This is a genomic window from Terriglobus sp. 2YAB30_2 (assembly GCF_052114765.1).
In the GTDB taxonomy this organism is placed as follows: domain Bacteria; phylum Acidobacteriota; class Terriglobia; order Terriglobales; family Acidobacteriaceae; genus Terriglobus.
This window is the reverse complement of the sequence record NZ_JBFRFJ010000006.1, coordinates 49,487-61,759: the sequence shown is the minus strand read 5'-3', so window position 1 is coordinate 61,759 and position 12,273 is coordinate 49,487. Positions and strand designations below refer to the sequence as shown.

The window sequence follows — 12,273 nt, the reverse complement described above, 5'->3', positions numbered from 1 at the left end:
ACTAGTTGAGCTCTGCATCAGCGGTTCCAATACGTCCTGTCGCGGCCATACGCAATGTGAAGCGGACGCGCACAGCTTTGTCGTTGCGTTTCATGTGGTAACGCAGGTTGAGTGGACGCACCAGCGGACCGGTGGGGGGAGCATCGCTTCCGGCTGAGATCTTCATGCTGCGAGCGTCACGGTCGATCTCTTTGCCTTTCTTGTCGAACTGCGTGCACATCAGGATGAGTTCAGCGCGCCGCGGCTCTGTATCGGTGGCATAGCTCCAGGCGACACCGCGTGCATCCACGTGTAGCAGGTACGTGTTTGCCTCAGTCGAATCTTTTTCCAGTGTTACAGGAATGCCGTCGTAAACCATCTGACTGTTTTCTGCGGCCACCAGGTCTGAGACCAGGCGCCGAGAGGGATTCGTAGGATCCACGCGGCCCGGACCGTAGGAGAGATAGTAGCCTTCGCGGGTAAGAACCTTTGCTCCTGGACGATTCACGGTGACCACGATCTTGCGGAACTTCTGCATGTCACGCGAGGTGTCAGTCGGCCGGTAGGTGAGGGTATAAAAGGTCGCGCCGTCTTTGATGGCAGTTCCAATCTCGGTGTCGACATCATTGCGGCCATAGAGCGCGGYCCCACCAGTTGCCTTTGCCAGAGCGGAGAACTGGTAGTTGCCGCCCAGCGGATCGTTGAACGCGGCGGCGCTGCCATACTTGCCGGGATCCGCCATCACACCTGCCGGATCGATCGTGTAGAGCGTGATGCGCGCGTCACGCAGTGTGTTGACCGCGTCCTGGATCGCGTTATCGACGCGGTGCTGCTGATCGACCGGGGCATTGACGAAGTTGAAGGGCGGGAAGCCACGGCCGACCCAGATCATATTCTTGTGGCCGAAGTGACCAGTGGTGGCTTGCGCAACGCGGCGCAGGGTGATGAAGGCGGTAGCGTAACGTTCGCCGATCCAGGAATAGTTATGTGTCTGCCATGGATACGCGACAAAGTGTTTGTCCAGGGACTGCAGGATAGCCTGCTTGTCCTGGGTGTAGTCCTTCAGTACGGTGAAGTGCTGCAGGTCTACGGCCAGCAGCATGGTCGGAACCTCGAGCTTGTCCGGCTGCTTCTCCATGAACTTTTTCAGCGAGTAGCGCGCGAAGGCCATGTCTTCAAAGCGCGTATTGAACTCGTCGAGAACGATGATGTTTACAGGCGCGCGCGGCGTCAGCTTATCAAGCTCACCGGTCGAGTTAATGGTGACAGAGGGCGGCGGAATGGTCGCGCCTGCCTGCTCGAAATTCAGAACCGTCTGCGGTTCGCCCATCTCGGAGACAGAAAAGTCTTCCTTCTTCAGGCCTGGAATGGGATTGCCCTTGCTATCGACGACTACGGCATCAAGGATCACCAGACGCGCATTGCGCTGAATCGTGTAGGCGCCGTTCTGCTGCTGGGCAGTGACCGGACCTTGCTGCGAAGACGGCGATTGCCCAGCGGCAGAAGGCTGGGGCGCCGGTTGTTGCGTGGATGGAGTCTGTTCCTGAGTGGATTGCGTGTTGGTACCGGAGGGCTCCTGCCCCGCGGAGATCGTCGCTGCTGTTGCAAGAACAGCAGCCCAAAGCATCGGTCGCATCGGTGTCACCTCTGTCGTGTGTTGCCGAGTGCCGCCAGGGGAACGGCGGCATCCTGAAGATGACACGAAAGCTGGGCAGAGGTTGCGGTCGGGACAAGAGAAGGCGACGAATTGTTGGCTAGGTGTTTGAAACCACGAACTCTTCTTCTTGGGAAGGAGTGACGGATACCGGTGACGGTTGAAAAAGCCACTGCTGCACGCCCAGAGCTGCCACCGCTCCCACCATCTGAGCAACGATGAAGGGAAGAACGTCGGCCGGGCGAATTGCGGCGAAGGTGTCGGTCAGGCATCGGGCAACGGTTACTGCGGGGTTCGCAAAGGAGGTCGATGAGGTGAACCAGTACGCGGCAGTGATGTATGCGCCGACGGCATAGGGAGTTGCTGCCGGACGTACACGAGAGCAGCTGAGCACGACCATCAGAAGACCGAAGGTGGCTACGAACTCCGAGAGCAGCAAGGCCGGTCCACTGCGGATATGGGTTCCATGCTGCAGCAGAGGCACACCGAAGATGGCATGCGCCAGAACTACGCCGCAGCAGGCGCCTCCGATCTGTGCAAGTACGTAGAGGACGGCGTGTCCGCGTGGCAGTGAGCGATCGAGGACCGCTGCCATGGTGACGACCGGATTCATGTGAGACGAAAGATCGCCAAAGGTGAGGATCAGTGCAACCAGACCTGCGCCTGTAGCCAGCGAGTTGACGAGTAGTGCTATTGCCTCATTGCCCTGAGTCAACCGCTGACCCATGATGCCGGAGCCAACGACGACGGCCAGCAGAAGAGCGGTACTGAGGAATTCTGAGACGGCGCGGCGGCCGAGAGTTGAGCTCACAAAGAACCTGCTTCGGATAAAGCTTCGGGCGTAATGGTCTTCAGATCGAGCAGACGGTGGATGCGCCGATCGAGTGTGGCGAAGGCTTCCGCATAGGCATGAGCGATCGCCTCTTCGTTGCCTTCTGCTGCTGCGGGATCGGGCAGGCCCCAGTGCGCGGTTGCGGGATGGCCGGGCCAGAAGGGACAGGGCTCCGCCGCAGCGTTGTCGCAGACGGTGAGGATGATATCCATCTGCGGCCCACCGGGCTGTGCGAACTCGTCCCAGCTCTTGCTGTGCAAGCCTTTGGTTGAGATTCCTTCACTCTGGAGCTGGCGCAATGCGCCTTCGCGCACCAGGCCGGCCGGCTGGCTGCCGGCGCTGAAGGCGCGGAAACGGCCGGCTCCACGATGGTTTAACAAGGCTTCGGCAAGGATGGATCGGGCTGAGTTTCCGGTGCACAGGAAAAGAACATTCATCATGCGAGAGCTTCCGTTGGTTTGGTGGCACGCACGAAGGCGCTGACAAACCTGTCTTCCACCTGCGAGGCGATGGAGTCCACATCGACACCGGCTTCGGTGAGGAAGTGACGGGCGTCTTCGATGCAATAGACGCGTGTGATTTCGAGGTCGATACCGGTGAAGCCTGCGGCAGCGAGTTTCCCGCGATACTCCCGCTCTTCCAGGGCTCCGGCAATGCAGCCTACCCAGAGCAGCATGCTCTGCCGGATCTCGTCCGGTACCTGTCCACGAACAACAACGTCGCTGACGGCAAAGCGGCCACCAGGTTTGAGGACACGGAAGGCTTCCCGCAATACGCGGTCCTTATCGCTGGAGAGATTGATCACGCAATTGGAGATGATGACGTCTACACCTGCGTCTGGAAGGGGAATCGCTTCGATATTGCCCTTCAGGAATTCGACATTGGTGACGCCTGCCTTCTGCTGATTCTCGCGCGCCAACTCCAGCATCTCGTCGGTCATGTCGAGGCCGTAGGCTTTGCCGGTAGGGCCGACGCGTTGCGCTGAGAGCAATACATCGATGCCTCCGCCAGACCCGAGATCAAGGACAGTCTCACCCGGCTTGAGATCGATCAGTGCCGTAGGATTCCCGCAGCCAAGAGAGGCCAGCACAGCTTTCTCAGGCAGAACGCCGTGCTGATCTGCCGTGTACAGATTGCGGGTGATGGGGTCACAGCACTGCATCAGCGGGTCGCAGCACGCGGGTTCGTTTTGCTTGACGGCGAGCGCCAGAGCGCCGTATTTGTCCTTCACGGCAGAGATGGTATCCATAGATCCTCCTGACATATCTGCTTAAGCAGATGTATCTGGTGAGGGCATATCTGTCAAGACGGATATAATGAATTTCGCATGGCGACGAAAGGGAGAACGGAGCAACTGGCGCAGATCTTTACCGCGCTCTCTGACCCGACGCGCCTGCGTATCCTCAATCTTTTGAATGGGCGGGAGGTCTGCGTCTGCTACTTCGTGGAGATTCTGAAAGAGCCGCAGCCGAAGATCTCGCGGCATCTGGCGTATCTGCGAAGCGCGGGCATGGTGGCGACTCGCAAAGAGGGCAAGTGGGTGCACTACAGCATCGCGTGGCCTGAGGAGAAGGATCTTCGGAAGGCGCTGAGTGCGGCCTTGCGGGCGCTGGAAGATGACAGGAAGATGCAGGCGGACCTGCGGCATCTGGAGATGGCCTGTTGCTCTCCGCAGAAGTTTGTCACGCTGGAAGGTGCGCCGATGCCGGCGCGAACTCAAGCGTGACGCCGACCCTAAACCGTACGGCGAAAATCGGCCCATTCTTCATGCTAGTCCTTGACTGTGGATCCGCTTTGAGCCTTCGGAAGAAGTTTTGTCTGGACCGATTTTCGCTGGCAATGCCGCCCGCCCTGGTAGTGTTAGCAGGTCCTAAGATCCTGTGATATTTTCGCAAGTCGATGAAATGCACGCTAACTGACTGAAAACGTCCATGCTGATGAGTTCGCTCTCAGGAAGCAGACGAGTCGCGATGTCCTCGATCGAGCTGATCTCCTGCTCAAAGCTGGATGGGGTCGGCGAATAGGTACTTAAGATCGCGCCGCAGCTCGATAAAATCGTCTGAATTTGCCCGATAAAGTCTCCGCTGACCCTGGGCAACAGGCTTTTGCAAATGTCCTGAATTTCGAGCGTCCCTTGATGCACGCTTATAGTGCTTGAGGTGAAGGTAGCTACAATCGCGTCGCAGGCAGACCGAATCGTACTAACCGAATCTGCGTAGTTGCCTGCCGAGGGCAGATTTGCGCAGATGCCCTGAATCATGAATATCCCATCCGCAAAGCCTGGGGGAATGTTCAGCGCACTGGAAGTTGTGGCTGGGCTGGAATTTTCTGTTGCGTTCTGGGCAGCAGGCCTTTGAGTACTTTCGGTCATGACAAAACTCCTCTGTTACGTCACGGTTGGCTTGGGTAGCGGATGCAGGAAGAAAGAAGGTGACCGTATAGGCGACGGTATCTGGGGGTACTCTCCTCAAGAACTCAGGATCGGCAAGACACTCTCGCAGACACCCTGTATCATTTGCAATTGTCCGTAAATGGATCCGTTCGATTCGGGCAGCAGACTGTTGCACATGTCCTGGATCGCGGTGAATCCTTGCTTAGGGCTTGATGCACTCGGATTTAGAATCGCAATGCAGACAGACAGGATCGCTTGGATCTGCCCCCTAACGTCTTCGCTGGATGCGAGCAGCAGATTTACGCCACAGATGCCCTGAATCGTACTGAACCCTGGCGCAGTGGCTGGTGGGTCAGTTGCCATGATCTGAGAGATTTCGTGGCAATACGTCTTGATTCCATCCAGATAAGCCGGAACTTCGATTCCTTCGTAGCTGAACTTGGTTAGGCTGTCGTAGAGACTCTGAATCATGGCGAGTCCATCCGGAAGGCTTGGCGTGCCGATCGAACCAGCAAGAGCGGCATCGAGTGTGTTCTTGGGGGTGGGAATGTTTTCGGTCATAACGGATCTCCACAGTTGCGTTATTCAATGGATTGGGTAGGAAGCAGAAGGGGGAAGACGAATTGACTGCAATCGTATCCGGGTGTAGCCCGGATTGGTCTGACGAGACTGCTCTCCTTATAAAGCACCGTGGCTTCAGACGTCCAACGGTTCACCCCGGCAATAAGCCCCACGCATCTTTCGAATGCTCCTGAGAGTCGTTCGTAATCTCGTATAGCAGAGGGCGCGCTGCGCGATACCCAACTGAACGCCGGTGGTGCACCAGGGCAAGAGAAAGCGTTAGAGTAGCAAATTTCTCCGCTGCGCTTCACCCCGGTCGCTTCGAAATGACAAAAGGCAAAGAGGGCCGTTCGAGCTTCGCTCGAATGTCCCTCTCACGCGCCACGTGAATGGGGCACCCGGTGTGTGGGTTCGTTATGCGGTGTATGGGCTGTCTATATTTCCAGACCGGGGGCGGTCACGCCGAGAATCTCCGCCACCGCGGTAACAACCGTCTCGTGGTCTTCCGGCTGGGTCAGGCCGCTGAGGACAATGGCTCCCAGGCAGCCTGAGCCGCGCAGCGTGAGAGGGAATCCGCCGCCGTGTGCGGCGTACTCGGCGAGCGTGAGTCCCTGGCGCACTTCGAGGGTCGTGTTCTGCCTTGCCAGTTCCTTGCCGACTCGGAAGCTGGATTTGGCAAAGCGAACGACGGTATTGCGCTTGCGGCGCACCCAGTCTTCGTTCCCTGGAGCCACGTTGGGAGTCGCGGCGTAGAAGAGCGTCTGACCGCCCATCCAGATGCCAAAGGCGGTTGGACGGCTGTCCTTTGCGACCAGAGTGCGCAGGCGGCTGCCCAGCTCCCAGGCCGTATCGGCGTTGAAGGTGGAGAACTGCAAAGCGGCTTCCTGCTCGGTAATGATCCGGATCTCGTCGTCGAGTGTCATAGCTTCCTATAAAGTTATCTCGTGCCCGACAGTGTAACGACCCTCAGCCCTGGGATTTCCGGCGTGGCTGTACCTGCCCCCGCTTCCAGTCCCGTGCGCCGCTGGCTGCCTGCCATCGCCATGCTGTTGCTGTCGTTCATCTCGTATGTCGACCGCAGCGTATTGTCGATCCTGTCGCCGACCATTCTTGCCGATCTGCATCTCTCGGCGCAGCAGTACGGCGAGGCGATCCTGGTCTTCTCGCTCTGCTACATGGCGGCGAACCCCATCTGGGGATGGGTGATGGACCGCAAGGGACTGTTCTGGACCTGCTTTGCGGCCGTGGGGCTGTGGTCACTGGCCTCCGGTAGCCATGCCATGATGACCGGCCTGCTGACGATGAGCGTTTTCCGCGGCGTGCTTGGCTTCGGTGAGGGAGCGACCTTTCCTGCCGGTCTGAAGACAGTGAGCGAAACCCTCCCGGCGGAGCAGCGGTCGTTCGGTCTGGCCCTGGCCTACAGCGGAGGCTCCCTGGGCGCGGCCCTGACTCCGTTGATCGTTACGCCGCTGGCGATCCATTACGGCTGGCGCGCTGCCTTTGTCTTTACCGCCGTCGTCGGAGCGTTGTGGCTGGTTCTGTGGCTCGGCCTGCGGATCGCCGGTATCTACCCTCCAAAGCATGCGCAGCCGGTGGACGAGGCGGTTAGACCCGTCTCCCGCTGGAACCGCGATCTCTTCGCTACGGCCGCGATCTATGGACTGGGAGCGGCTCCACTGGCTTTTGGGCTGTATGCAACGCCGTTGTACCTGTCGCGGGTACTGCACGTCTCGCAGGCGTCTCTGGGACACCTGCTGTGGGTGCCTCCCGCGGGCTGGGAGGTGGGCTACCTGGTCTTCGGTCGCTTGAGCGATCTGCGCCGCCGCCGGACCACCTCGCGGCCGTTCGGTGTCTTTCTCTTCCTGATGGTGGCCAGCTTCCTGATCACGGTGGTGCCGATGTTTACCTCGGTGCCGCTGGTGCTGACGCTCTTCTTCCTGGAGATGTTCTTCGCCGGCGGATTCGTCGTCTTTGCCCTGGCGGATGGCGCCAGTGTGCAGCCCAAGCAGAATGCGGCTTTTCTGGCTGGATTCTCGATCTCGAGCTGGGCGCTGCTGACGGGATTGTTGCTGCCCTGGCTGGGCCGCCTGTTCGATCAGAAACACTACTCGGCGACCTTGTGGATTGTGAGTCTGTGTCCGCCGGTGGGTGTGGCGCTGTGGCAGTTGCTGCGACGGGCTGAGGCTCATCGGTAGGGAAGAAAACAGGTATTCGCGTTTGGTGCGAAAACCATGTCCCCAAGGGACACCTGGCACCAGTGCATGAATAGCGTCAGCCGGGCCACTTTTCCACCCAAAGGACCCCTTTTCCGAAGGCGCAACAGGCGTAATCTCACCCGAGTGCGGTGTTAACCGGACTGTAAACTTCGCTTCTGGCGTGGCTCTTTCCGAACTTCCACAGCGAATTTGGGCTGATTTCGAGCCCTGGGTCATTTCGGGCCGCGATTCGCAGGGTATTCACAAAGCAACTACAATAGATTGTATATGCCGATTGACATGCCCTACAGAGAGCGTTACTTTCACATCTGCTTCCTTTTTCAGGGGCCCGGCAAGTCGCTAAGAAATAACGGAAGCGAGCAGTCCCAAGATCTGTACAAGAACATCTAAAACGTCTCCTAGGAGTTCCCCTATGGCTGAAAATCGTAAGGCCGCTGCTGTCGCTGACTCTGTCGCCGCCTCGGCCCCTGTTGCAACCAAATCTTCCACCAAGTCTGCCCCTGGGTTGACCTGGCAGCGCTATTTCTCCAAGCCCGGCGTCAGCCCCTATGACGAGGTCGTCTGGGAGAAGCGCGATGCCATCATTCAGGACTTCAAGGGCAAAACGATCTTCGAGCAGAAGGACGTCGAGGTGCCCGCTGACTGGTCCATGACCGCGACCAACATCGTCGCCAGCAAGTATCTGCATGGCCAGCTCGGAACTCCGGAGCGTGAGACGGGCGTGCGCCAGCTGGTGAGCCGTGTGGCGGAGACGATCCGCGACTGGGGCATGAAAGACGGCTACTTTGCCAGCGACGAAGACGCCGCTGTCTTCCATGACGACCTGGCGCACTTGCTCATCCAGCAGAAGGCTGCCTTCAACTCGCCGGTGTGGTTCAACGTCGGCTGCGACCGTCTGGAGCCGAACTCCGACGCGCAGAACTGGCACTGGAATCCGCATGCCTGCGCCATTGAGTTCTCGGTGACCGGCTACCGTAAGCCACAGTGCTCGGCCTGCTTTATCAACGCGGTGAATGACTCGCTGGACTCCATCCTGACGCTGGCCAAGACCGAAGGGATGCTCTTCAAGTGGGGATCGGGCACGGGATCGAACCTCTCGGGCATCCGCGGTTCCATGGAGACGCTGTCGGGCGGTGGTACCGCCTCCGGTCCGCTGAGCTTCATGCGCGGCTTTGACGCCTTTGCCGGCGTCATCAAGTCCGGCGGCAAGACCCGCCGCGCGGCGAAGATGGTGATCCTGAACGTGGAGCACCCGGACATCGTGGACTTTATCGAGTGCAAGCAGAAGGAAGAAGCCAAGGCCTGGACGCTGGTGCAGGCCGGTTATGACGGCTCCGGCCCGGACTCCGAGGCGTACTCCTCGATCTTCTTCCAGAACGCGAACAACTCCGTGCGTGTGACCGACGAGTTCATGCATGCGGTGGAGCGCGATGGGCAGTTCGCCACGGTGACGGTGAAGGACCGCAAGCCGGTCAAGGAGTATCGCGCCCGCGACATCATGAACAAGATCGCCGAGGCGACCTGGCAGTGCGGCGACCCGGGCATGCAGTACGACACCACCATCAACCGGTGGCACACCAGCAAGAACACGGCGCGCATCAATGCGTCGAATCCCTGCTCGGAGTACATGTTCCTGGATGACTCGGCCTGCAACCTGGCCAGCTTCAACCTGTTGAAGTTCCTCACGCCGGGCGGACAGTTCGATATTTCGGCCTACCGCGCGGCGATCCGCACGGTGATCACGGCGATGGAGATCCTGGTCGACAACTCCGGTTATCCGACTGAGGCGATCGCGAAGAACTCGCATGACTACCGTCCGCTGGGTCTTGGCTACGCCAACCTGGGCGCTCTGCTGATGGCCTTTGGCCTGCCGTATGACTCCGATGCCGGCCGCGACTTTGCCGCGACGCTAACCGCCATCATGTGCGGCGATGCCTACTGGCAGTCGTCACGCGTGGCTGAGCTGTGCCAGCCTCTGGCTGCCGCGACTCCGCTGACGCAGTCCGCCACCCGCGAGGGCGGCGCCTGCCCCGGCTACTATGTCAACCGCGAGCCGTTCCTGGATGTGATCCGTCTGCACCGCGCCAGCGTGAATGAGATCGGCAAGTCGAAGAGCTCGGAAGAGGGCTTCGTTGCTCCGCAGCTCGATGAGCTGATCGCGGCCAGCAAGGACTCGTGGGATGGCGCTCTGACCCACGGCGAGAAGTTCGGCTACCGCAACTCCCAGGTGACCGTGCTTGCCCCGACCGGAACCATTGGCTTCATGATGGACTGCGACACCACCGGCATTGAGCCTGACCTGGCTCTGGTGAAGTACAAGAAGCTGGTTGGCGGCGGCATGATCAAGATCGTGAACAACACGGTTCCGTCGGCCCTGTTCAAGCTGGGCTATGACAACGACCAGGTGAACTCGATCGTCAGCTATATCGACTCGACCGGCACCATCGAAGGTGCGCCTGGCATCAAGCCGGAGCACCTGGCGGTGTTCGACTGCTCGTTCAAGCCGGCCAAGGGCACGCGCTCCATTCATTACATGGGCCACATCAAGATGATGTCGGCGGCGCAGCCTTTCCTTTCAGGCGCAATCTCGAAGACGGTGAACCTGCCGCACGACGCCACGGCGGACGATATCGCCGAGGCTTACATCGAGAGCTGGCGTCAGGGCCTGAAGGCCGTGGCCATCTATCGGGACGGCTCGAAGGGAGCGCAGCCGCTGAACGTCTCTGCCTCTGATGGCAAGGCGAAGAAGGAGGGCATCGCCGACAAGGCGACTGCCGCCATCAACGCTACGGCTGAGCCGGTTGTCGACCCAGCCGTTGTTGCTGCGAAGGAAGCCCGCATCGCGACGCTGGAGACACAGGTGGCGCAGCTCATCGCGCAGTCGAACCAGAATACCGATGCCACCGACGCCACGGCACCGCCGCGCGCCGTACGGCACCGTCTGCCGGCTGAGCGTGCTTCGGTGACGCACAAGTTCGCCATCGCCGGACACGAGGGCTACATCACGGTCGGTCTGTATCCGAATGGAGCTCCGGGCGAGATCTTCATCCGCATGGCCAAGGAAGGCTCAACGGTTTCGGGCCTGATGGACTCCTTCGCGACGGCAATCTCACTGGCGCTGCAGCATGGAGTGCCGCTGAAGGTGCTGAGCGAGAAGTTCGCGCACACCCGCTTCGAGCCCTCGGGCTGGACGGGCAACGAGCAGATCGGCTACGCGAAGTCGATCATGGACTACCTCTTCCGCTGGATGCAGCTCCGCTTCCTCAGTGGGCAGCAGCTTGACCTCTTCCAGGGCCTGGCTCCGGCGAAGGCTGTGCCGGTGACAGGAGCGATCGAAGGCGAGCAGGCCACGGTAGTACCGAGCCTGTCGGCTGAGGTCTATGGTCCGCGTACCACGCCTCCGATCGAGGGCATTGCTCCCGATCCGACGGCAACCGGTGCCGTTCCCATGGCGAGCTATGGCGTGGAAGACCGCGGCATAGCGAAGACCGTTCACGCGGCCGATGCGATGAAGAGCATGTACGACATGGGCGATGCCCCGTCGTGCTCCACCTGCGGAGCCATCATGGTGCGCAACGGTAGCTGCTATCGCTGCATGAGCTGCGGTTCGACGAGCGGCTGCAGCTAGGACTGGCCGTCCAGGCAAATGCGCTTCACGCAAAAACAGAAAGCCCCGCCGTCAGGCGGGGCTTTGCCTTAGAGCATTTCTCCTGTAGGTGTAGTGCAGGGCTAGTGCCTCTATGGGCGTTTTCCGCAATGAAAACGCCGCCGCACGCTCCTCTCGGGATACCCAGCAACAGGAGAAATGCTCTAGACATGATCTCCTCAAGGGGCAAATCCGTTCACGCTACGCGCGAAGGACCACAGTGGCGTTAGAGCATTTTCCTGTAGGTGTAGAGTAGGGTTTCCGCATCTGTGGGCGTTTTCCGTAATGAAAACGCCGCTGCACGCCCTTTCGGGACACCCAGCAACAGGGAAAATGCTCTAGCTACTTCTTCGCCAGCGACCGCACGTAGATCACCATGTTCCAGAGCTCGTCATCCTTTAGCCGGTCGCCGTCACCAGGCATCTGGCCCTTGCCCGTTTTGATGATGGCGTAGAGGTCGGCATCGGACATGTCTTTGAGTGATGAGGAGTCGGTAAGGTCTTTCGGAGCCGGTTTCATGGCGATGTCGCCTTTGCCGTCTCCGGTTGGGCCGTGGCACATGGAGCAGTCATAGCCGTACATCTTCTTGGCTTTGGCTTGAGACTCGGCTGTGGGCTTGACGCGGTTGGTCATGTTCCCGGTTGCAGGCGCGGGAGTTGCGGGCACGGGTTGCTGTGGTGGAAACGCCAGAGCCACCAGGGCAGGTAGAACAAAGAAAGGCTTCAGCATTCGAGCCTCCTAATTAGGCGGCAGAATCGTACGCTGGGTTGTGGTTTAGAGGGAAGAAGATTTTTGAGGTGGTGTGGGGAAGGTAACTGGCGAACCCAAAAGCAGGTCTTTCCAGAGAGGGAGGCCTGCGGCTTCTGCCTGGCGGTCGAGCAGGTCTTCGCGGACGCCGTGGATGGCGATGCGCCGGAAATGTTCGTTGACCGACGTAAGAAGGGCTCCGACCTGCCACTCACCCTGCTCGCGCAGCAATTTTAAGGCCTAGGC

General features: G+C 59.7%; 12 protein-coding genes. 3 read left to right on the top strand and 9 right to left on the bottom strand.

Annotated features, from left to right (window positions below):
- Position 1: 1 nt before the first annotated feature.
- From AB4Y89_RS11050 to AB4Y89_RS11035, 4 genes are all read right to left on the bottom strand, one after another.
- Positions 2-1,615: a VWA domain-containing protein gene (locus AB4Y89_RS11050; RefSeq protein WP_442300985.1), complete on the bottom strand. Its 1,614-nt coding sequence runs from the start codon at positions 1,613-1,615 to the stop codon at positions 2-4.
- A gap of 118 nt (positions 1,616-1,733) precedes the next feature.
- Positions 1,734-2,444, bottom strand: a complete 711-nt coding sequence (locus AB4Y89_RS11045; protein WP_442300984.1) for an aquaporin — start codon at positions 2,442-2,444, stop codon at positions 1,734-1,736.
- The gene (locus AB4Y89_RS11040; RefSeq protein ID WP_442300983.1) at positions 2,441-2,905 is read right to left on the bottom strand and encodes an arsenate reductase ArsC; all 465 of its coding nucleotides are present in this window, start codon (positions 2,903-2,905) and stop codon (positions 2,441-2,443) included. The genes AB4Y89_RS11045 and AB4Y89_RS11040 overlap by 4 nt, the downstream gene beginning before the upstream one ends.
- On the bottom strand, positions 2,902-3,714 hold the full coding sequence (locus tag AB4Y89_RS11035) for an arsenite methyltransferase (RefSeq protein ID WP_442300982.1): 813 nt from the start codon (positions 3,712-3,714) through the stop codon (positions 2,902-2,904). Before AB4Y89_RS11035 ends, AB4Y89_RS11040 begins: the two co-directional genes overlap by 4 nt.
- A 78-nt stretch (positions 3,715-3,792) precedes the next feature.
- Here AB4Y89_RS11035 and AB4Y89_RS11030 point away from each other — a divergent pair, with 78 nt between their 5' ends.
- Positions 3,793-4,191, top strand: a complete 399-nt coding sequence (locus AB4Y89_RS11030; protein WP_442300981.1) for an ArsR/SmtB family transcription factor — start codon at positions 3,793-3,795, stop codon at positions 4,189-4,191.
- Between the two features lie 144 nt (positions 4,192-4,335).
- Here the strand turns inward: AB4Y89_RS11030 and AB4Y89_RS11025 are convergent, their stop codons facing one another.
- The 3 genes from AB4Y89_RS11025 to AB4Y89_RS11015 form a co-directional block, all read right to left on the bottom strand.
- Complete coding sequence (locus AB4Y89_RS11025; protein WP_442300980.1) at positions 4,336-4,836, bottom strand: hypothetical protein; 501 nt, start codon at positions 4,834-4,836, stop codon at positions 4,336-4,338.
- A gap of 96 nt (positions 4,837-4,932) precedes the next feature.
- A complete protein-coding gene (locus AB4Y89_RS11020; protein WP_442300979.1) occupies positions 4,933-5,418 on the bottom strand; it encodes a hypothetical protein in 486 nt (161 codons plus the stop codon).
- 434 nt (positions 5,419-5,852) lie between these two features.
- The gene (locus tag AB4Y89_RS11015; RefSeq protein ID WP_442300978.1) at positions 5,853-6,341 is read right to left on the bottom strand and encodes a heme-degrading domain-containing protein; all 489 of its coding nucleotides are present in this window, start codon (positions 6,339-6,341) and stop codon (positions 5,853-5,855) included.
- Positions 6,342-6,404: 63 nt separating this feature from the next.
- Here AB4Y89_RS11015 and AB4Y89_RS11010 point away from each other — a divergent pair, with 63 nt between their 5' ends.
- The gene (locus AB4Y89_RS11010) at positions 6,405-7,613 is read left to right on the top strand and encodes an MFS transporter (protein WP_442300977.1); all 1,209 of its coding nucleotides are present in this window, start codon (positions 6,405-6,407) and stop codon (positions 7,611-7,613) included.
- Positions 7,614-8,046: 433 nt separating this feature from the next.
- Entirely contained in the window at positions 8,047-11,262 is a 3,216-nt protein-coding gene (locus tag AB4Y89_RS11005) for a vitamin B12-dependent ribonucleotide reductase (RefSeq protein WP_442300976.1), read from the top strand.
- A gap of 360 nt (positions 11,263-11,622) precedes the next feature.
- Here the strand turns inward: AB4Y89_RS11005 and AB4Y89_RS11000 are convergent, their stop codons facing one another.
- On the bottom strand, positions 11,623-12,009 hold the full coding sequence (locus AB4Y89_RS11000) for a c-type cytochrome (RefSeq protein WP_442300975.1): 387 nt from the start codon (positions 12,007-12,009) through the stop codon (positions 11,623-11,625).
- A gap of 45 nt (positions 12,010-12,054) precedes the next feature.
- On the bottom strand, positions 12,055-12,258 hold the full coding sequence (locus AB4Y89_RS10995) for a hypothetical protein (RefSeq protein WP_442300974.1): 204 nt from the start codon (positions 12,256-12,258) through the stop codon (positions 12,055-12,057).
- Positions 12,259-12,273 lie beyond the last annotated feature (15 nt).